This window comes from Nocardiopsis lucentensis DSM 44048, from assembly GCF_000341125.1.
In the GTDB taxonomy this organism is placed as follows: Bacteria; Actinomycetota; Actinomycetes; order Streptosporangiales; family Streptosporangiaceae; genus Nocardiopsis; species Nocardiopsis lucentensis.
This window is the reverse complement of sequence record NZ_ANBC01000297.1, coordinates 1-17,919: the sequence shown is the minus strand read 5'-3', so window position 1 is coordinate 17,919 and position 17,919 is coordinate 1. Positions and strand designations below refer to the sequence as shown.

At 66.2% G+C, this 17,919-nt stretch carries 28 protein-coding genes and 1 pseudogene; all 29 read right to left on the bottom strand.

Going from position 1 to position 17,919, the window contains the following annotated elements; translation table 11 throughout:
• Positions 1 to 591 (bottom strand): type I methionyl aminopeptidase (map, locus tag D471_RS0110380; protein ID WP_040689135.1); only part of this gene is annotated, 591 nt, incomplete at its 3' end.
• Entirely contained in the window at positions 591 to 1,256 is a 666-nt protein-coding gene (locus D471_RS0110375) for an adenylate kinase (protein WP_017598557.1), read from the bottom strand. The genes map and D471_RS0110375, both read right to left, overlap by 1 nt.
• 12 nt (positions 1,257 to 1,268) lie before the next feature.
• The gene (gene secY, locus D471_RS0110370; RefSeq protein WP_026127589.1) at positions 1,269 to 2,582 is read right to left on the bottom strand and encodes a preprotein translocase subunit SecY; all 1,314 of its coding nucleotides are present in this window, start codon (positions 2,580 to 2,582) and stop codon (positions 1,269 to 1,271) included.
• Positions 2,583 to 2,866: 284 nt separating this feature from the next.
• A complete protein-coding gene (gene rplO / locus D471_RS0110365; RefSeq protein WP_017598555.1) occupies positions 2,867 to 3,331 on the bottom strand; it encodes a 50S ribosomal protein L15 in 465 nt (154 codons plus the stop codon).
• Positions 3,328 to 3,513 carry a 50S ribosomal protein L30 gene (rpmD, locus tag D471_RS0110360; RefSeq protein WP_017598554.1) on the bottom strand — a complete coding sequence of 62 codons (186 nt, stop codon included), beginning with the start codon at positions 3,511 to 3,513 and terminating at the stop codon, positions 3,328 to 3,330. Before rpmD ends, rplO begins: the two co-directional genes overlap by 4 nt.
• A gap of 2 nt (positions 3,514 to 3,515) precedes the next feature.
• Entirely contained in the window at positions 3,516 to 4,118 is a 603-nt protein-coding gene (gene rpsE, locus D471_RS0110355; RefSeq protein ID WP_017598553.1) for a 30S ribosomal protein S5, read from the bottom strand.
• 50 nt (positions 4,119 to 4,168) lie between these two features.
• Positions 4,169 to 4,549 (bottom strand): 50S ribosomal protein L18, encoded by a 381-nt coding sequence (gene rplR / locus D471_RS0110350; protein WP_017598552.1) that lies wholly within the window; start codon positions 4,547 to 4,549, stop codon positions 4,169 to 4,171.
• Positions 4,550 to 4,551: 2 nt separating this feature from the next.
• Entirely contained in the window at positions 4,552 to 5,091 is a 540-nt protein-coding gene (gene rplF, locus D471_RS0110345; RefSeq protein ID WP_017598551.1) for a 50S ribosomal protein L6, read from the bottom strand.
• Between the two features lie 17 nt (positions 5,092 to 5,108).
• The gene (rpsH, locus tag D471_RS0110340) at positions 5,109 to 5,507 is read right to left on the bottom strand and encodes a 30S ribosomal protein S8 (RefSeq protein WP_017598550.1); all 399 of its coding nucleotides are present in this window, start codon (positions 5,505 to 5,507) and stop codon (positions 5,109 to 5,111) included.
• Between the two features lie 282 nt (positions 5,508 to 5,789).
• Positions 5,790 to 5,975, bottom strand: a complete 186-nt coding sequence (locus D471_RS0110335; protein WP_017598549.1) for a type Z 30S ribosomal protein S14 — start codon at positions 5,973 to 5,975, stop codon at positions 5,790 to 5,792.
• A gap of 13 nt (positions 5,976 to 5,988) precedes the next feature.
• Positions 5,989 to 6,564 (bottom strand): 50S ribosomal protein L5, encoded by a 576-nt coding sequence (gene rplE / locus D471_RS0110330; RefSeq protein WP_017598548.1) that lies wholly within the window; start codon positions 6,562 to 6,564, stop codon positions 5,989 to 5,991.
• Positions 6,564 to 6,869, bottom strand: a complete 306-nt coding sequence (rplX, locus tag D471_RS0110325; protein WP_017598547.1) for a 50S ribosomal protein L24 — start codon at positions 6,867 to 6,869, stop codon at positions 6,564 to 6,566. The genes rplE and rplX overlap by 1 nt, the downstream gene beginning before the upstream one ends.
• Positions 6,870 to 6,872: 3 nt before the next feature.
• Positions 6,873 to 7,241, bottom strand: coding sequence for a 50S ribosomal protein L14 (rplN, locus tag D471_RS0110320; protein ID WP_013156121.1), 369 nt, complete (start codon positions 7,239 to 7,241; stop codon positions 6,873 to 6,875).
• Between the two features lie 76 nt (positions 7,242 to 7,317).
• Positions 7,318 to 7,590: a 30S ribosomal protein S17 gene (gene rpsQ, locus D471_RS0110315; protein WP_017598546.1), complete on the bottom strand. Its 273-nt coding sequence runs from the start codon at positions 7,588 to 7,590 to the stop codon at positions 7,318 to 7,320.
• Complete coding sequence (gene rpmC, locus D471_RS0110310) at positions 7,587 to 7,841, bottom strand: 50S ribosomal protein L29 (protein ID WP_017598545.1); 255 nt, start codon at positions 7,839 to 7,841, stop codon at positions 7,587 to 7,589. The genes rpsQ and rpmC overlap by 4 nt, the downstream gene beginning before the upstream one ends.
• Complete coding sequence (gene rplP / locus D471_RS0110305; protein WP_017598544.1) at positions 7,841 to 8,254, bottom strand: 50S ribosomal protein L16; 414 nt, start codon at positions 8,252 to 8,254, stop codon at positions 7,841 to 7,843. Before rplP ends, rpmC begins: the two co-directional genes overlap by 1 nt.
• Positions 8,255 to 8,257: 3 nt before the next feature.
• Positions 8,258 to 9,039, bottom strand: a pseudogene (gene rpsC, locus D471_RS0110300) (30S ribosomal protein S3).
• Positions 9,039 to 9,407 carry a 50S ribosomal protein L22 gene (rplV, locus tag D471_RS0110295; protein WP_017598542.1) on the bottom strand — a complete coding sequence of 123 codons (369 nt, stop codon included), beginning with the start codon at positions 9,405 to 9,407 and terminating at the stop codon, positions 9,039 to 9,041. Before rplV ends, rpsC begins: the two are co-directional and overlap by 1 nt.
• A 72-nt stretch (positions 9,408 to 9,479) precedes the next feature.
• Entirely contained in the window at positions 9,480 to 9,758 is a 279-nt protein-coding gene (rpsS, locus tag D471_RS0110290) for a 30S ribosomal protein S19 (protein ID WP_017598541.1), read from the bottom strand.
• Positions 9,759 to 9,770: 12 nt separating this feature from the next.
• The gene (gene rplB / locus D471_RS0110285) at positions 9,771 to 10,610 is read right to left on the bottom strand and encodes a 50S ribosomal protein L2 (protein WP_017598540.1); all 840 of its coding nucleotides are present in this window, start codon (positions 10,608 to 10,610) and stop codon (positions 9,771 to 9,773) included.
• A 56-nt stretch (positions 10,611 to 10,666) separates the two neighbouring features.
• Positions 10,667 to 10,957, bottom strand: a complete 291-nt coding sequence (gene rplW / locus D471_RS0110280) for a 50S ribosomal protein L23 (RefSeq protein ID WP_017598539.1) — start codon at positions 10,955 to 10,957, stop codon at positions 10,667 to 10,669.
• Positions 10,954 to 11,622, bottom strand: coding sequence for a 50S ribosomal protein L4 (gene rplD / locus D471_RS0110275; RefSeq protein WP_017598538.1), 669 nt, complete (start codon positions 11,620 to 11,622; stop codon positions 10,954 to 10,956). Before rplD ends, rplW begins: the two co-directional genes overlap by 4 nt.
• Before the next feature lie 3 nt (positions 11,623 to 11,625).
• Positions 11,626 to 12,276, bottom strand: a complete 651-nt coding sequence (gene rplC, locus D471_RS0110270; protein WP_017598537.1) for a 50S ribosomal protein L3 — start codon at positions 12,274 to 12,276, stop codon at positions 11,626 to 11,628.
• 12 nt (positions 12,277 to 12,288) lie between these two features.
• Entirely contained in the window at positions 12,289 to 12,597 is a 309-nt protein-coding gene (rpsJ, locus tag D471_RS0110265) for a 30S ribosomal protein S10 (protein ID WP_017598536.1), read from the bottom strand.
• Between the two features lie 247 nt (positions 12,598 to 12,844).
• Positions 12,845 to 14,038: an elongation factor Tu gene (tuf, locus tag D471_RS0110260; RefSeq protein ID WP_017598535.1), complete on the bottom strand. Its 1,194-nt coding sequence runs from the start codon at positions 14,036 to 14,038 to the stop codon at positions 12,845 to 12,847.
• Positions 14,039 to 14,120: 82 nt separating this feature from the next.
• Complete coding sequence (gene fusA, locus D471_RS0110255) at positions 14,121 to 16,232, bottom strand: elongation factor G (protein ID WP_026127588.1); 2,112 nt, start codon at positions 16,230 to 16,232, stop codon at positions 14,121 to 14,123.
• A 39-nt stretch (positions 16,233 to 16,271) separates the two neighbouring features.
• Entirely contained in the window at positions 16,272 to 16,742 is a 471-nt protein-coding gene (gene rpsG / locus D471_RS0110250; protein WP_017598533.1) for a 30S ribosomal protein S7, read from the bottom strand.
• Positions 16,743 to 16,744: 2 nt separating this feature from the next.
• Positions 16,745 to 17,116 (bottom strand): 30S ribosomal protein S12, encoded by a 372-nt coding sequence (gene rpsL / locus D471_RS0110245; protein WP_014912437.1) that lies wholly within the window; start codon positions 17,114 to 17,116, stop codon positions 16,745 to 16,747.
• A gap of 480 nt (positions 17,117 to 17,596) precedes the next feature.
• On the bottom strand, positions 17,597 to 17,919 hold a 323-nt coding region (locus tag D471_RS40115; RefSeq protein ID WP_040689129.1), incomplete at its 5' end, for a hypothetical protein.

The following is a 17,919-nucleotide window of genomic DNA, read 5'->3' as shown; positions in this document are numbered from 1 at the left end:
CGCCCCCCCCCTGCCGTAGTTGAGCACGTGCGGGTCCATGTGCATCTCGGTACCGATGCCGTGGCCACCGTACTCACGGACGTTGCCGTAGCCACCGTGCTTGGAGATGTGGGCGGCGATCGCGTGGCCGACGTCGCCCAGGCGCTTGCCCGGCCGCAGCTCGGCGATCCCCTTCCACATGGATTCCTCGCACACCTCCATCATCCGGAGGTCCTCCGGACGGCCCTCGCCGACCGCGACGGTGATCGCCGAGTCGCCGTGCCAGCCGTCCAGGATGGCCCCGCAGTCGATAGAGATGATGTCGCCCTCGGCCAGCACCCGCTCGGCGTTGGGGATGCCGTGGACGACCTCCTCGTTGACCGAGGCGCAGATGGAGCCGGGGAAGCCGTGGTAGCCCTTGAACGAGGGGATGGCGCCCGCGTCACGGATCACCTTCTCCGCGATCGCGTCCAGCTCCAGGGTGGACACTCCGGGCCGCACCGCGGCCCGGAGGGTGTCCAGAGCACGGGCCACGACCTGGCCCGCCGCCCTCATCTTGGCGATCTGCTCCGGCGTCTTGATCTGCACGTCCGGTTCCGCCCTACGAAACATCAGGAGTCGGCCTTCCCGACCTTCTCCGCGATGGCGGCCTTGGCACGGGCCGTCACCTCCTCCNNNCCCCCCCCCCCGCCCCCCGCCGCGGCGATGGTGGCCAGCAGCCCCTCCGCCTCGTAGAACTCCACGAGCGGAGCGGTCTGCTCCCGGTAGACCTTGAGACGGTGGCGGATCGTCTCCTCGCGGTCGTCCTCGCGCTGGTAGAGCTCGGCGCCCTCGGTGTCGCAGCGGCCCGCCGTCTCCGGCGCGTCGTACTCCACGTGGTACACCCGACCGCACTCGGGGCACGAACGGCGGCCCGAGAGCCGTTTGACGACCTCGTCCTCGTCGACCCTCAGCTCCAGCACGACGTCGAGCCGCGTCTTGAGCTCCCCGAGCATCTCCCGGAGCTTCTCGGCCTGGGGGACGTTGCGGGGGAAACCGTCGAGCAGGAAGCCCGGCTCCGCGTCGTCCTGAGCCAGGCGGTCCTTGACCATGGCGTTCGTGACCTCGTCCGGGACGAGGTCGCCGCGGTCCATGTACTCCTTGGCCTTCTTGCCCAGCTCGGTGCCACCGCTGACGTTCGCCCGGAAGATGTCACCCGTGGACACCTTGGGGACCGACAGCTCGGCCGCGAGGATCTGGGCCTGGGTGCCTTTACCGGCCCCAGGGGGTCCCACCAATACTGCACGCATTTATCGCAGAAAACCTTCGTAGTTCCTCTGCTGGAGGTGACTCTCGATCTGCTTCACCGTGTCCAGCCCGACACCGACCATGATCAGGATGCTCGTACCGCCGAGAGGGACGTTCATCGAGGCGCCGGTGGCGCCCAGAGCCACCATCGGCAGGAGAGCGATCACGCCCAGGTACAGGGAGCCGGGGGTCGTCAGCCGGTTCAACACGTGGTTGAGGTACTCGGCGGTCGGACGCCCCGGTCGGATACCCGGGATGAACCCACCGTACTTCTTCATGTTGTCGGCGACCTCAACGGGGTTGAAGGTAATCGCCACATAGAAGAACGCGAAGCCGACGATCATGAGGAAGAACGTCACCATGTACGCCGGCTGGTCGGGCCGCAGGAAGTAGGTCTGGATCGTCGTGATCACGACGTTGTCCGACTCCGGTCCCACCAGATTGACGATCATCTGCGGCAGGAACAGCATCGAGGAGGCGAAGATCACGGGGATGATGCCCGCCTGGTTGACCTTCAGCGGGATGTAGGTGGAGCTCCCGCCGTACATCCGGCGTCCCACCATCCGCTTGGCGTACTGCACGGGGATGCGGCGCTGCGCCTGCTCCATGAAGACCACGGCGGCCACGAGGGCCAGCGCCGCGATGCAGATGATGGTGAAGACCCAGACCGAGCGCTCCTCGTACATGCCCAGGATCGCCGACGGGAACGACGCCACGACGGTGGTGAAGATCAGGAGCGACATGCCGTTGCCGACGCCGCGCTCGGTGATGAGCTCACCGAACCACATGACCAGCGCGGTACCGGCGGTCATGACGAAGACCATGGTGACCAGGGTGATGATGTCCTGGTTGGGCATGTAGGCCTGAACCGGGATGATGCCCTGGAAGAGCAGGTCCGTGCGCGCCATCGCCACGATGCTGGTCGACTGCAGGACCGCGAGCATCAGGGTCAGGTAACGGGTGTACTGGGTGATCTTGGCCTGCCCGGCCTGCCCCTCCTTCTTCAGGGACTCCAGGCGGGGGATCACCACCGTCAACAGGTTGATGATGATGCTCGCGGTGATGTAGGGCATGACCCCGAGCGCGAACACCGCCAGCTGCAGCATCGCGTTACCACTGAACAGGTTGACGACGTCGTACAGACCGGTGTCGTCCCCGGCTCGCAACGCCTCCATCTGGTCCCGGATCGCCGCCGAGTTGATACCCGGTGCGGGGATGACCGCCCCAAGACGGAACAGCGTCAGGATGAACAGTGTGAACAGCAACTTATTGCGCAGATCGGGCGTGCGGAATGCACGGACGAACGCACCTAGCACGTCTCCTCCTGCGCGATTTCGGCGGCGGAACGGGTTCCAGACATCGCGGCCGATCCTGAATCGTCGTAGCTCGTCAGCACGGAGCGTCTCGCCCTGTGCTCGGAAGTATTCACATTACGTCAAGCGGGGGGTTCGAACAGATGGCACTGTAACAGTCATCACCCGCTCACGGCGGACCGACCGTCATAACGATCGCCACTCACAAAGCACGAGGGCGCCCGCCAGCGGGTCTGTCACTGACCTGCTGGGCGGGCGCCCCCTAAAACGCATCGCGGGGAAGACCCCTACAGCTCGGTGACGGAGCCACCGGCGGCGGTGATCTTCTCCTTCGCCGAGGCGGAGAACGCGTTCGCGCTCACCTGCACGGCGACGGTGATCTCACCGGTCCCCAGCACCTTGACGGGCTGGTTCTTGCGAACCGCGCCCTTGGCGACCAGGTCCTCGACCGTGACCGCGCCACCCTCGGGGTAGAGCTCGGTCAGACGGTCCAGGTTGACGATCTGGTAGGTCGTCTTGAACCGGGCGTTGCTGAAGCCCTTGAGCTTGGGCACCCGCCTGATGAGCGGCATCTGGCCACCCTCGAAGCCCGGGCGCACGGTGTTACGAGCCTTCGTGCCCTTGGTGCCTCGACCGGCGGTCTTGCCCTTGGACGCCTCGCCGCGGCCCTTGCGGGTCTTGGCCTTGTTGGCACCCGGGGCCGGCCGCAGGTGGTGCAGCTTGAGCAGCTCGTCGGGGTTGTAGTCGCTCATTCGGCAACCTCCTCGACAGAGACGAGGTGCGAGACGATCGTGATCTGCCCGCGAACCTCGGGGCGGTCCTCACGGACGGTGGACTTGCCGATCCGGCCCAGGCCCAGCGACTGGAGGGCAGCGTGCTGCTTCTCCTTGCCGCCGATCTTGGAGCGGGTCTGCGTGATCTTGAGCTTGGCCATGGTCAGGCTCCTGCCTTCGCCTCAGCACGAGCACGCAGGAGCGCGGCCGGGGCGATGTCCTCGATCGGCAGGCCACGGCGAGCGGCGATCTCCTCGGGCTGGTTGAGGCCCTTCAGAGCAGCCACGGTGGCGTGCACGATGTTGAGCGGGTTGGACGACCCGAGCGACTTGCTCAGGACGTCGTGGATGCCGGCGCACTCCAGGACGGCGCGCACGGGACCACCGGCGATAACACCGGTACCCGGAGCGGCCGGACGGAGCAGGACAACGCCCGCGGCGTCCTCACCCTGGACCTGGTGCACGATCGTGCCCTGGACGCGGGGAACGCGGAAGAAGTTCTTCTTCGCCTCCTCGACGCCCTTGGCGATCGCGGCCGGGACCTCCTTGGCCTTGCCGTAACCGACACCGACCATGCCGTTGCCGTCACCGACGACGACCAGGGCGGTGAAGGAGAAGCGACGGCCGCCCTTGACGACCTTCGCGACCCGGTTGATGGTCACGACCTTCTCGATGTAGGAGACACCCTTGTCTGCGGCGCCGCCGCGGCGATCGTCACGGCGATCACGCCGCTCGCCACCGGCGCCGCGCCGCGGTGCTGCAGCCATCAGTGGTTCCTCTTCTCGTGGTTGATGTTGCCAAGTACAGAGGTCATCGGCTAGAACTCCAGTCCGCCCTCGCGCGCCGCGTCGGCGAGCTTGGCGATACGGCCGGCGTACTGGTTCCCGCCACGGTCGAACACGACCTGGGTGACGCCGGCGTCCTTCGCGCGCTGCGCGAGGAGCTGGCCCACCTTGACGGACCTGTCGGACTTGGTGCCCTCAAGGCCGCGAACATCGGCCTCGACCGAGGACGCGGCGGCCAGCGTGTGGCCCTTCGTGTCGTCGATGACCTGCGCGACGATGTGCTTGGAGGAGCGGAACACAGCCAGACGCGGACGCTCGGCGGTGCCCAGCACCTTCTTGCGAACGCGGAACTGGCGGCGCGCACGGGAAGTGGCGCGCTTGGCGGTCCGCTTGCGGCTCACGGTGATGCCCATCCCTACTTACCAGCCTTTCCGGCCTTGCGGCGGATGTGCTCACCCTGGTACCGCACGCCCTTGGCCTTGTACGGGTCAGGCCTGCGCAGACCGCGGATGTTCGCGGCGACCTGGCCCACCAGCTGCTTGTCGATGCCCTCGACGTGGAGGAGCGTCGGCTTCTCGACGCGGAACTTGATGCCCTCCGGGGGTTCCACCACGACGGGGTGGCTGTAGCCCAGCGAGAACTCCAGGTTGGCGCCGCGGGCCTGGACGCGGTAACCCACACCGTGGATCTCCAGCGTCTTGGCGTAGCCCTCGGAGACACCCACGATGAGGTTGTTGATCAGCGCACGGGTCAGACCGTGCAGCGACCGGTTCTCCGGCTTGTCGTCGGGACGCACCACCGTGATGACGCCGGCCTCGTCCTTGGAGACGGTGATCGGCTCGGCGACGGTGTGCTTCAGTTCGCCCTTCGGCCCCTTGACAGTGACGTCTTGCCCGTCAATCGTGACTTCGACGCCCTTGGGGGCCGAGATCGGCAGTCGACCGATACGCGACATGCTTCAATCTCTCCCTGTTACCAGACGTAGGCGAGAACTTCGCCGCCAACGCCACGCTTCTTGGCCTGCTTGTCGGTCATCAGGCCACCGGACGTCGAAATGATCGCCACACCGAGGCCGCCCAGCACCCGGGGCAGGTTCTCCTTCTTCGCGTACACGCGCAGACCGGGCTTGGAGACCCGGCGGATGCCCGCGATGGAGCGCTCACGGGTGGGGCCGTACTTCAGGTCCAGGACGAGGCTCTTGCCGACGACGGCCTCTTCGGTCCGCCATCCCTGGATGAAGCCCTCCTGCTGGAGGATCTCGGCGATGTGCGCCTTGATCTTGGAATACGGCATCGTCACGGTGTCGTGGTACGCCGAATTCGCGTTGCGCAGACGCGTCAGCATGTCTGCGATCGGGTCGGTCATTGTCATGGCCGACTGGCCCTTCCTCACCGCGGTTTCCGAGTGCGGGTCTTCCCAGAACCTGTCCCCGCACGGGCGTACCCGTGGAGGTGCACAAACGGACCTACGGCGTGGTCGTGGGCACCGCGATCCCGAGAGGGACTGCCGTGCCCTGATGGTTGGATGGTGCCGGACCGTTCCCGCCGTGGGGGAACGGCCACTGCTGTTGAGCCAGTGAGCGGCGGCTCCGGGGGGCGGCCCCGCGGTGCTCTCCCTCACGGGAGGGCGATGCGGGGCCGGCCCCACCGGGAACTACCAGCTCGACTTGGCGATACCGGGCAGCTCGCCCCGGTGGGCCATCTCGCGGAAGCAGATGCGGCACAGGCCGAACTTCCGGTAGACGGCGCGGGGGCGGCCGCACCGCGAGCATCGAGTATACGCGCGAACGGCGAACTTCGGCTTGCGGGCCGCCTTCGCGATCAGGGACTTCTTAGCCATCTTGCCTTACCCCTCAGGCTTCCTTGAACGGGAAACCGAGCCGCTTGAGCAGGCTGCGGCCCTGGTCGTCGTTGGTCGCCGTGGTGACGACCGTGATGTCCATGCCACGCTGCCGGTCGACCTTGTCCGGGTCCACCTCGTGGAACATGACCTGCTCGGTCAGACCGAAGGTGTAGTTCCCGTTCCCGTCGAACTGCTTCGGGGACAGACCGCGGAAGTCCCGGATTCGGGGCAGGGCCAGGGAGAGCATCCGGTCGAGGAACTCCCACATCCGGTCGCCGCGCAGCGTGACGCTGGCGCCGATCGGCTGCCCCTCGCGCAGCTTGAACTGCGCGATGGAGTTCTTCGCGCGGTTGATCCGCGGCTTCTGCCCGGTGATCGCCGACAGGTCGGCGACCGCGCCCTGGATCAGCTTCGCGTCCCGCGCCGCCTCGCCGACACCCATGTTGACCACGATCTTGGTCAGACCGGGGATCTGCATGACGTTGGCGAGCTCGAACTCCTCCTTGAGGGCGGGAGCGATCTCGTTACGGTACTTCTCCTTCAGCCGCGGCATCGGAGGGACCGTGATGTCGTTGGTGACCGTCATCAGATGTCCTTACCAGTGCGGCGGGAGACCCGAACCTTGGTTCCGTCTTCCTCGAAGCGGTAGCCCACCCGGGCGGCCTTGCCGTCCTCCGCGAGCGCAACGTTGCTCACGTGGATCGGGGCCTCCTTGGTGACGACCTCGCCCTGCTGGCCGCCCGCCGGGTTGGCCTTCCTGTGCTTCTTGACCAGGTTGACGCCCTCGACGACGACACGGTCCTCACGCGGAAGGGCCTTGACGACCTTCCCCGTGGCACCCTTGTCCTTGCCGGCGATGACGATGACCTCGTCGCCAGATTTGATCTTCATCGCCTACAGCACCTCCGGCGCCAGCGAAATGATGCGCATGTACTTCTTGTCCCGCAGCTCGCGCCCGACCGGGCCGAAGATACGGGTGCCTCGCGGGTCCCCACCGTCCTTGATGAGCACGGCAGCGTTCTCATCGAAGCGGATGTAGGAGCCGTCGGGCCGGCGGCGCTCCTTGACGGTGCGCACGACAACGGCCTTGACGACGTCGCCCTTCTTGACTCCAGCGCCAGGCAGGGCGTCCTTCACCGTGGCGACGATCGTGTCGCCGATCCCGGCGTAGCGCCGACCCGAGCCACCGAGAACACGGATGGTGAGGATCTCCTTGGCACCCGTGTTGTCGGCGACCTTGAGTCGCGACTCCTGCTGAATCACGTCTGCTCCTGATGTGATGCGTGCGGTCCACTGCCGCACGGNCCGACACCGAGTGTCGGCCGCCGACAGGCCGGGGTTACTTAGCCTTCTCCAGGATCTCCACGACGCGCCAACGCTTCGTCGCGGAGAGCGGCCGGGTCTCCATCAAACGGACCCGGTCACCGACGCCACAGGAGTTCGCCTCGTCGTGCGCCTTGTACTTGGTCGTCCGACGGATGACCTTGCCGTACAGGGCGTGCTTGACGCGGTCCTCGACCTCGACAACGACGGTCTTGTCCATCTTGTCGCTGACGACGTAGCCCTCGCGCACCTTGCGGTAGTTGCGGGTCGCGGTCTGGTTCTCACTCATTCGGCTGCTTCCTTCGTCTCCTCAGCCGACTCACCAGACAGCGGGACGATGCCCAGCTCGTGCTCCCGCAGGACCGTGTAGATCCGCGCGATCTCACGCTTCACGGTACGCAGACGGCTGTGGTTGTCGAGCTGGCCGGTGGCGGCCTGGAAGCGGAGGTTGAAGAGCTCGGTCTTCGCTTCCTTGAGCTTCTCGACCAGGTCCTCGACGGACTGGTCGCGCAGCTCGTGGGCAGTCACGGACTTCGCCATCACTCCCCCTCCCGCTTAACAAACTTGCACTTCATCGGGAGCTTGTGCATCGCACGGCGCATGGCCTCCTTGGCCACGGCCTCGGGCACGCCCGACAGCTCGAACATCACGCGTCCGGGCTTGACCGGAGCGACCCACCACTCGGGCGAACCCTTACCGGAACCCATACGGACCTCGGCGGGCTTCTTCGTCAGCGGGCGGTCCGGGAAGATGTTGATCCACACCTTGCCGCCACGCTTGATGTGCCGCGTCATGGCGATACGAGCCGCCTCGATCTGGCGGTTCGTCACGTAGGCCGCGTCCAGCGCCTGGATGCCGTACTCACCGAAGGTCACCGAGGTGCCGCCCTTGGCCTTGCCACGAAGGTCCGGGTGGTGCTGCTTACGGTACTTGACCTTACGAGGAATAAGCACTGGTCAGCTCCCCTCGGTCTTCGCGGACTCAGTCGGGGCCTTGGACTCGGCGCCCTGCNACCGCCGCCACGACGGCGGCGCTGCGGACGCTCACGGCGCTGACCGCCGCCACCGCCGGCGGAACGCTGGGCGGCCTGGGCCGCCTCGCGCTCGGCGCGGGTCGCGGGCGCGTCGCCCTTGTAGATCCAGACCTTCACGCCGATGCGGCCGAAGGTCGTACGGGCCTCGAAGAAGCCGTAGTCGATGTCGGCACGCAGCGTGTGCAGCGGGACCCGACCCTCGCGGTAGAACTCCGAGCGGGACATCTCGGCCCCGCCCAGACGGCCACCGCACTGGATACGGATGCCCTTGGCACCGCTCTTGACGGCGCTCTGCATGGCCTTGCGCATCGCGCGGCGGAAGGCCACACGGCTGCTCAGCTGCTCGGCGACGCCCTGGGCGACCAGCTGCGCGTCGATCTCGGGGTTCTTGACCTCGAAGACGTTCAGCTGAACCTGCTTGCCGGTCAGCTTCTCCAGGTCGGTCCGGATACGGTCGGCCTCCACGCCGCGGCGGCCGATGACGATGCCCGGCCGGGCGGTGTAGACGTCCACGCGGACACGGTCACGGGTGCGCTCGATCTCGACCTTGGAGATGCCCGCGCGCTCCATGCCGCGGGTCAGCATCCGGCGGATCGCCACGTCTTCCTTGACGTAGTCCTTGTAGGCCTTGTCCGCGTACCAGCGGCTCTTGAAGTCGGTGGTGACACCGAGGCGGAACCCGTGCGGGTTAACCTTCTGCCCCACTATCGGGTCCTTTCCTTCGTCTTGGACGAGGCGCCCGAGTTCTCAGCGACGACCACGGTGATGTGGCTCGTGCGCTTGGTCACCCGGAATGCGCGGCCGAAGCCTCGCGGACGAATGCGCTTCAGGGTCGGACCCTCGTCCACCCACGCGCGCTCGACCACCAGCGTCTCACGGTCCAGCTTGTCATTGTGCTCAGCGTTGGCGATGGCACTGGCCAGTACCTTGCCAACAGGCTCGCTCGCCGACTGGGGCGCGAACCGGAGCACCGCCTGTGCCTCGTCAGCGGGCAACCCGCGAATAAGGTCCACCACCCGGCGGGCCTTCCGGGGCGTAACACGGACGAACCGTGCCTGAGCCCTCGTTCCCATCGCTTTTCCCTCGCTCACGGAAATTCATCTCCACTCACCGTGGAGAAATGGTTCTTACTCCTGCTGCAACCGCTAACGGCGGCTACGGCGGTCTTCCTTGACGTGGCTGCGGAAAGTACGCGTGGGAGCGAACTCGCCGAGCTTGTGGCCGACCATCGACTCGGACACGAACACGGGGACGTGCTTGCGGCCGTCGTGGACGGCGATCGTGTGACCGATCATCTCCGGGATGATCATGGACCGCCGGGACCACGTCTTGATGACGTTCTTGGTCCCCTTCTCGTTCTGCGCTTCCACCTTCTTGACGAGGTGGTCGTCGACGAAGGGACCCTTCTTAAGGCTACGTGGCATCAGACGTGCTCCTTACCGCTTCTTCTTACCGCTACGCCGACGCCGCACGATGAGCTTGTCGCTGGCCTTGTTCTTGGCCCGGGTCCGGCCTTCCTTCTTACCCCAGGGGCTGACCGGGTGCCGACCACCGGAGGTCTTGCCCTCACCACCACCGTGCGGGTGGTCGACCGGGTTCATGACCACACCACGGACGGTCGGGCGCTTGCCCTTCCACCGCGAACGGCCGGCCTTACCCCAGTTGATGTTGGACTGCTCGGCGTTGCCGACCTGTCCAACGGTCGCGCGGCAGGTGATCTCCACCATGCGCATCTCGCCGGAGGGCATACGCAGCGTGGCGTAACGCCCCTCCTTGGCCAGGAGCTGGATCTGGGACCCCGCGGAGCGGCCGAGCTTGGCACCGCCACCGGGCTTGAGCTCCACCGCGTGCACGAACGTACCCGTGGGGATGTTGCGCAGCGGGAGGCAGTTGCCCGGCTTGATGTCCGACTGCGGACCGTTCTCGACGCGGTCACCCTGCTTGAGGCCGGCGGGCGCCAGGATGTAGCGCTTCTCACCGTCCACGTAGTGCAGCAGGGCGATGCGGGCCGTGCGGTTCGGGTCGTACTCGATGTGCGCGACCTTGGCCGGCACGCCGTCCTTGTCGTGGCGACGGAAGTCGATCACGCGGTAGGCGCGCTTGTGACCGCCACCCTGGTGGCGAGCGGTGATGCGGCCGTGGCCGTTACGCCCACCCTTGGAGTGCAGCGGACGCACCAGGGACTTCTCCGGCTCCGAGCGCGTGATCTCGACGAAGTCGCTCACGCTGGAACCGCGACGACCCGGTGTCGTCGGCTTGTACTTACGAATGCCCATCTTCTTCGCGCATTCCTTTACGTGTTACTTGATGTGTAGCGGTCAGACCCGGAAGGTCAGACACCGAAGATGTCGATCCGGTCGCCTTCGGCGACACTGACGATCGCGCGCTTGGTGTCGGGACGCTTCCCGTAACCGAAGCGGGTGCGCTTGCGCTTGCCCTTGCGGTTGATCGTGTTCACGCTCGTGACCTTCACGTCGAAGATCTTCTCGACCGCGATCTTGATCTGGGTCTTGTTGGCGTCCGGGCGAACGATGAACGTGTACTTGTTCTCGTCCATGAGCCCGTAGCTCTTCTCGGAGATCACCGGCTCGACGATGATGTCCCGGTGGTCGGCGATCCTCACTGGTCGTCCTCCTCGGACTGCGCGGCCTTGGCACCGGCCGCGTGGGCCAGGAACTCGGCGTAGCCCGCCTCGGTGAAGACCACGTCGTCCGAGTAGAGGACGTCGTAGGTGTTCACCTGGTCCGCGTCGAGGATGTGGACTTCCTCGAGGTTGCGCAGGGCGCGCCGGTTGTGCTCGTCCTCGCGGGCCAGGACGACCAGGACCTTGTCGGACTCGGTCACCTGACGCAGCGCCTTGAGGGCCGTCTGCGTGAGCTTGGTGTCGGCGTCCTCGGCCACGAAGGCGCTGAGGACGTGGATACGCCCGTGACGCGCCCGGTCCGAGAGGGCACCGCGCAGGGCGGCGGCCTTCATCTTCTTCGGGGTGCGCTGGGAGTAGTCCCGCGGCTGGGGGCCGTGGACCGTGCCACCGCCGGCGTACTGCGGCGCCCGGATGGAACCCTGGCGGGCTCGGCCGGTGCCCTTCTGGCGGTAGGGCTTCTTGCCACCGCCGCGGACGTCGCCGCGGGTCTTGGTGGCGTGGGTGCCCTGGCGGCCGGCGGCCAGCTGGCCGTTCACGACCTGGTGGATCAGCGGGATGCTGACCTGCTGGGCGAAGACGCTGTCCGGCAGCTCGACGCTGCCCTTGGCGCCACCCTCGGGGTTCTTGACCTCGATCTGGGCCATGGCTTACTTGTCCCCCTTCACAGCGGTGCGGACGAGCACCAGACCGCCGTTGGGACCGGGAACAGCACCCTTAACCAGGATGAGGCCCTTCTCCGCGTCCACGGAGTGGACGGTCAGGTTCTGGACGGTCTTGCGCACGTTGCCCATGCGCCCAGCCATCCTCATGCCCTTGAAAACGCGGCCGGGCGTGGCGCAGCCGCCGATGGAACCGGGAGAGCGGTGCTTGCGCTGCGTGCCGTGCGTGGCGGAGAGACCACGGAAACCGTGGCGCTTCATCACACCGGCGAAGCCCTTGCCCTTGCTCTTACCCGTGACGTCGACCTTCTGGCCGCTCTCGAAGCTGTCCGCGGAGACCTCCTGGCCGAGCTGGTACTCGGAGGCGTCCTCGGTGCGGACCTCGACGTAGTGCCGGCGCGGGGTCAGGTCGTGCGCGCGCAGGTAGTCGCCGAGCGGCTTGTTCACCTTGCGCGGGTTGATCTGCCCGTAGCCGAGCTGGATAGCGGAGTAGCCATCGGTGTCCGGAGTCCGGATGCGGCTCACGACGCACGGACCGGCCTTCAGAACCGTCACGGGCACGATCTTGCCCGCGTCGTCGAAGACCTGGGTCATGCCGAGCTTCTCGCCCAGAACTCCCTTGATCTGCTTGGTGGCCATGTCTGTGCGTCCTTAAAGCTTGATCTCGATGTCAACGCCCGCCGGCAGGTCGAGCCGCATGAGCGAGTCGACGGTCTTCGGCGTGGGGTCGATGATGTCGATCAGCCGCTTGTGCGTGCGCATCTCGAAGTGCTCGCGCGAGTCCTTGTACTTGTGCGGCGACTTGATGACGCAGTAAACGTTCTTCTCCGTCGGCAGCGGCACCGGGCCCGCGACCTGTGCACCAGTTCGCGTCACAGTCTCGACGATCTTCTTCGCCGAGCTGTCGATGACCTCGTGGTCATAGGCCTTTAGCCGAATGCGGATCTTCTGTCCCGCCATGTGGCCTGTTCGTCCTTCGCTTCAGTGTCCGTAACGGTGTGTGTCCCGGTCACAGACGCCCAGGCCCCGGCGGAGACCGCCGTGTACCGTGAGCCCCTATTCCCTTGAGAAACCGCAACAGGGCTTGCCCCTGCGGTGCGTCACCGTCACAGAGCCCGATGACGTCTTTGGTGGTGCGGTGGTCGGGCCGTGCGAACACGGCCCGACCACCACGTTGGGGTGGCGAATCGCCACCCCAACCTGGGTACTACTTGATGATCTTCGTGACGCGACCGGCGCCCACGGTCCGACCACCCTCACGGATGGCGAACTTCAGGCCCTCTTCCATCGCGACCGGCTGGATCAGCTGGACGGACATCGCGGTGCTGTCACCGGGCATGACCATCTCGGTGCCCTCCGGCAGCGTGACGACGCCGGTGACGTCGGTCGTGCGGAAGTAGAACTGCGGGCGGTAGTTGTTGAAGAACGGCGTGTGGCGGCCACCCTCGTCCTTGGACAGGATGACGACCTGGCCCTCGAACTCGGTGTGCGGGGTGGTCGTGCCCGGCTTGATGACGACCTGGCCGCGCTCGACGTCCTCGCGCTTGATGCCGCGCAGGAGCAGACCGACGTTGTCGCCGGCCTGGCCCTGGTCGAGCAGCTTGCGGAACATCTCGACACCGGTGACCGTGGTGGTCTGCTTCTCTTCCTTGATGCCGACGATGTCAACGGTCTCGTTGACGTTGATGATGCCGCGCTCGATACGACCGGTGACGACGGTGCCGCGACCGGTGATCGAGAAGACGTCCTCGATCGGCATGAGGAACGGCTTCTCGGTGTCACGCTCGGGCTCGGGGATGAAGGTGTCGACCGTGCCCATGAGGTCCAGGATGGCCTGGCCCCAGGTGGCGTCGCCCTCCAGCGCCTTGAGCGCGGAGACCTTGGTGACCGGAACGTCGTCGCCCGGGAACTCGTACTCGGTGAGCAGCTCGCGGACCTCGAGCTCGACGAGCTCGAAGATCTCGTCGTCGTCCACCATGTCGGCCTTGTTCAGGGCGACGACGATGGCGGGGACGCCGACCTGGCGGGCCAGGAGCACGTGCTCCTTGGTCTGCGGCATCGGGCCGTCGGTGGCGGCCACGACCAGGATCGCGCCGTCCATCTGCGCCGCACCCGTGATCATGTTCTTCACGTAGTCGGCGTGACCCGGGCAGTCGACGTGGGCGTAGTGACGCGCCTCGGTCTGGTACTCGACGTGGGCGACGGAGATGGTGATACCGCGCTCGCGCTCCTCAGGAGCGTTGTCGATGTCCTCGAACGGGGTGAACGGGTTCAGCTCCGGGTACGCGTCGTGCAGCACCTTGGTGATGGCCGCGGTCAGCGTGGTCTTGCCGTGGTCAATGTGACCGATGGTGCCGATGTTGACGTGCGGCTTAGTCCGCTCGAACTTTTCCTTCGCCACTGGATGTCTCCTAGACGTACAGAGCTATCTGGTGCCCGTTCCCGCGGCCGCGGGAACGGGCTGGTTACGTGTCCGCGAGCGATTACTCGCCGCGAACCTTCGCCACAATTTCTTGGGCGACAGCGGACGGAACCTCCGCGTAGGAGTCGAACACCATCGAGTAGTTGGCTCGACCCTGCGTGCGGCTACGCAGGTCACCCACGTAGCCGAACATCTCGGAGAGAGGAACCTGGGCCTTGACGACGCGGACGCCGGAACGCTCGTCCATGGACTGAATCTGTCCACGGCGGGAGTTCAGGTCACCGATGACGTCACCCATGTAGTCCTCCGGAGTGGTGACCTCGACGGCCATGACCGGCTCCAGGAGCGTGGGCTTCGCGAGCTTGACGGCCTCCTTGAAGGCCATCGAGCCGGCGGTCTTGAAGGCCATCTCGGAGGAGTCGACCTCGTGGTACTGACCGTCCGTCAGCGTCACCTTGATGCCGACCAGCGGGTAGTGCGCGAGCACGCCCAGCTCGGCGGCCTCCTGGCAACCCGCGTCGACCGACGGGATGTACTCCCGCGGGATGCGGCCACCGGTGACCGAGTTGACGAACTCGTAGCCGGACGCGTCGCCGCTCTCGGTCTCGAGGGGCTCGAGGTTGATCTTGACCTTGGCGAACTGGCCCGAACCACCGGTCTGCTTCTTGTGGGTGTACACGTGCCCCTCGACCTTCTTGCGAATGGTCTCGCGGTACGCCACCTGCGGCTTGCCGATGTTCGCCTCGACCTTGAACTCGTCACGCATGCGGTTGACGAGCACCTCGAGGTGCAGCTCACCCATGCCGGAGATCACGGTCTGACCGGTCTGCTCGTCCGAGGCCACCTGGAAGGAGGGGTCCTCGTCGGCCAGACGCTGGATCGCGATGCCCAGCTTCTCCTGGTCGCTCTTGGTCTTGGGCTCGATGGCCACCTCGATGACCGGAGCCGGGAACGACATGGACTCCAGAACGATCGGAGCCGACTGGTCGCACAGCGTCTCACCGGTCGTGGTGTCCTTCAGACCCATGACGGCGACGATGTCGCCGGCGCCGGCCTGGGAGATCTCCTCACGCTTGTTGGAGTGCATGCGGTAGATCTTGCCGATGCGCTCCTTGCGGCCCTTGAGGCTGTTGAGCACCTGGGTGCCCTGCTCCAGGACGCCGGAGTAGACGCGCACGTAGGTCAGCTTGCCCAGGTGCGGGTCGCTCATGATCTTGAAGACCAGGGCGGACATGGGCTCGTCGACGCTCGGCTTGCGGGCGAGCTTGGTCTCCTCGCTCTCGTCCTTGGGGTCGTGGCCCTCGATGGCCTCGACGTCCAGGGGCGAGGGGAGGTAGTCCGTGACCGCGTCGAGCAGGGGCTGGACGCCCTTGTTCTTGAACGCGGTGCCGCACAGCACCGGCACGGCGGTACCGGCGATGGTGGCGCGACGGATCGCGGGAACGAGCTGCTCCACGGTGGGCTCCTGGCCCTCCAGGTACAGCTCCATGATCTCGTCGTCGGCCTCGGCCAGCGTCTCGATGAACTGGTCGCGCGCCTCGCGGGCGGCGTCCGCGTGGGTGTCGGGGATGTCGATCGTGTCGTACATCTCGCCCAGCGCGGCCTCTTCGTTCCAGACGTAGGCCTTCATCCGGACGAGGTCGATGACGCCCTTGAAGTCGCTCTCGGCGCCGATGTTGAGCTGGATCGGCATCGCGTTCGCGCCCAGGCGCTCGCGGAACATGTCCACGCAGCGCTGGAACTCGGCGCCGATCTTGTCCATCTTGTTGACGAAGCAGATGCGCGGAACGCCGTAGCGGTCAGCCTGACGCCAGACCTGCTCCGACTGGGGCTCCACGCCCTCCTTGGCGTCGAACACGGCGACCGCACCGTCGAGAACACGCAGCGAACGCTCGACCTCGACCGTGAAGTCGACGTGGCCGGGCGTGTCGATGATGTTGATGGTGTGGTCGGCCCAGTGGGTGGTGGTAGCAGCCGAGGTAATGGTGATACCCCGCTCCTGCTCCTCCTTCATCCAGTCCATCGTGGCGGCGCCGTCGTGGACCTCACCCACCTTGTGGGTGACACCGGTGTAGTACAGGATGCGCTCGGTCGTCGTGGTTTTACCCGCGTCGATGTGGGCCATGATGCCGATGTTTCGCACCTTGGCCAGGTCAAGCAAAGTCTTAGCCATGAGGCTCGTCGTCCCTCGGTCTGTTCCGATCCAGCCGCTTTACCAGCGGTAGTGAGCGAAGGCCTTGTTCGACTCGGCCATCTTGTGCGTGTCCTCACGCTTCTTGACGGCCGCGCCGAGACCGTTGCTGGCGTCGACCAGCTCGTTCATCAGACGCTCGGTCATGGTCTTCTCGCGACGCTGGCGCGAGTAGGAGACCAGCCAGCGCAGGGCCAGCGTGGTGGACCGGGAGGCGCGAACCTCGACCGGCACCTGGTAGGTCGCGCCACCGACGCGGCGGCTGCGGACCTCGAGCGCGGGCTTGACGTTGTCCAGGGCGCGCTTGAGAACGACGAGCGGGTCCTGGCCGGTCTTCTCGCGGGCGCCCTCCAGGGCGTCGTAGACGACGCGCTGGGCGATGGAGCGCTTGCCGTCGAGCAGCACCTTGTTGATCAGCTGCGTGACGAGCGGCGAGCCGTAGACCGGGTCGGTGATGAGCTGGCGCTTCGGCGCCGGGCCCTTGCGCGGCATGCTTACTTCTCCTTCTTGGCGCCGTAGTGGCTACGCGCCTGCTTGCGGCCCCGGACACCCTGGGTGTCGAGCGAGCCGCGGACAATTCGGTAGCGGACGCCCGGCAGGTCCTTCACACGACCACCACGGACCAGCACGATGCTGTGCTCCTGGAGGTTGTGACCGATGCCGGGAATGTAGGCAGTCACCTCGATGCCGCTGCTCAGCTTCACGCGAGCGACCTTGCGCAGAGCGGAGTTCGGCTTCTTCGGCGTAGTGGTGTAGACACGCGTGCACACACCACGACGCTGCGGACTCCCCTTCAGCGCCGGGGTCTTGTTCTTTGCGACCTTGTCCTGTCGGCCCTTACGGACCAGCTGCTGGATGGTGGGCACCGCGTCTCCGTCTTCCTCGTGACCTACGCCGGTTCTCGTAGCCGATATCGCTATTGACCTGCTGGATTTCCCGAACCTCCCCGACCCCCGATGTCGGGCGTGTCGCGCTCGTTCTCGCGCATGGCGAAGAGGAACACACCCGGCCGGAGGCCGTTGATGGAAGGGGGTTCACATGAGCGGCACGCCAGTGCCGAACCTCGGGAGGGTTCAAGCCGCTCCCGGTCGGGCGAAAGGCGCCGCACACACACGTGTGACCCGTCGACTCACGGGCACAATCACACAGGCTACCGCCCGCCGTGTACACGGTCAAAACGGTGTGCGACATGGCGAGTTTCGATCCTCGCGTAGCCGTGGGTCTCCTCTAGTCTACGCGCTTCGCGACTTGTTTCGTCCCAGGTTTGCGTGCTGGATGGGGATGTCGTCGCCCACACACGAGCGGCCGCCTTCCCCGGACCAGGTCCGGGGAAGGCGGCCGATGTGCTAACGGACGAGGAAGAAGGCGACGGAGATCACGGTGACCAGGATCCCGATCACCGCGAACACCGTTCCCGTGGTGATCAGGCCCAGACCGTCGAGCTGACCGTTCGACCCGCGGATCGCCCGCCTGGCCTTCGGTCCGGTGACGAACAGCGCCACGGCCGCGGTGGCCAGACCGATCCCGGGCAGCAGGGAGGCCAGGCCGAGCCACAGGGTGACCAGCGCCCCCCGATCGGTGTCGGCGAGGTACTCGATGCTGTCGTAACCGGGGTAGGCGTCGCCCACCTCACCGCCGGGAGGACGGTCATCGAAGCCGGGGAAGTCGC

What these genes read in the sequence shown, in the direction of transcription:
- rplO (WP_017598555.1), bottom strand. Translation starts at nt 3,331, where the DNA reads ATGAGCGACTACAACCCCGACGAGCTGCTCAAGCTGCACCACCTGCGG.
- rpmD (WP_017598554.1), bottom strand. Translation starts at nt 3,513, where the DNA reads ATGGCCAAGCTCAAGATCACGCAGACCCGCTCCAAGATCGGCGGCAAG.
- rpsE (WP_017598553.1), bottom strand. Translation starts at nt 4,118, where the DNA reads ATGGCTGCAGCACCGCGGCGCGGCGCCGGTGGCGAGCGGCGTGATCGC.
- rplR (WP_017598552.1), bottom strand. Translation starts at nt 4,549, where the DNA reads ATGGGCATCACCGTGAGCCGCAAGCGGACCGCCAAGCGCGCCACTTCC.
- rplF (WP_017598551.1), bottom strand. Translation starts at nt 5,091, where the DNA reads ATGTCGCGTATCGGTCGACTGCCGATCTCGGCCCCCAAGGGCGTCGAA.
- rpsH (WP_017598550.1), bottom strand. Translation starts at nt 5,507, where the DNA reads ATGACAATGACCGACCCGATCGCAGACATGCTGACGCGTCTGCGCAAC.
- D471_RS0110335 (WP_017598549.1), bottom strand. Translation starts at nt 5,975, where the DNA reads ATGGCTAAGAAGTCCCTGATCGCGAAGGCGGCCCGCAAGCCGAAGTTC.
- rplE (WP_017598548.1), bottom strand. Translation starts at nt 6,564, where the DNA reads ATGACGGTCACCAACGACATCACGGTCCCTCCGATGCCGCGGCTGAAG.
- rplX (WP_017598547.1), bottom strand. Translation starts at nt 6,869, where the DNA reads ATGAAGATCAAATCTGGCGACGAGGTCATCGTCATCGCCGGCAAGGAC.
- rpsQ (WP_017598546.1), bottom strand. Translation starts at nt 7,590, where the DNA reads ATGAGTGAGAACCAGACCGCGACCCGCAACTACCGCAAGGTGCGCGAG.
- rpmC (WP_017598545.1), bottom strand. Translation starts at nt 7,841, where the DNA reads ATGGCGAAGTCCGTGACTGCCCACGAGCTGCGCGACCAGTCCGTCGAG.
- rplV (WP_017598542.1), bottom strand. Translation starts at nt 9,407, where the DNA reads ATGGGAACGAGGGCTCAGGCACGGTTCGTCCGTGTTACGCCCCGGAAG.
- rpsS (WP_017598541.1), bottom strand. Translation starts at nt 9,758, where the DNA reads ATGCCACGTAGCCTTAAGAAGGGTCCCTTCGTCGACGACCACCTCGTC.
- rplB (WP_017598540.1), bottom strand. Translation starts at nt 10,610, where the DNA reads ATGGGCATTCGTAAGTACAAGCCGACGACACCGGGTCGTCGCGGTTCC.
- rplD (WP_017598538.1), bottom strand. Translation starts at nt 11,622, where the DNA reads ATGGCCCAGATCGAGGTCAAGAACCCCGAGGGTGGCGCCAAGGGCAGC.
- rplC (WP_017598537.1), bottom strand. Translation starts at nt 12,276, where the DNA reads ATGGCCACCAAGCAGATCAAGGGAGTTCTGGGCGAGAAGCTCGGCATG.
- rpsJ (WP_017598536.1), bottom strand. Translation starts at nt 12,597, where the DNA reads ATGGCGGGACAGAAGATCCGCATTCGGCTAAAGGCCTATGACCACGAG.
- fusA (WP_026127588.1), bottom strand. Translation starts at nt 16,232, where the DNA reads ATGGCTAAGACTTTGCTTGACCTGGCCAAGGTGCGAAACATCGGCATC.
- rpsG (WP_017598533.1), bottom strand. Translation starts at nt 16,742, where the DNA reads ATGCCGCGCAAGGGCCCGGCGCCGAAGCGCCAGCTCATCACCGACCCG.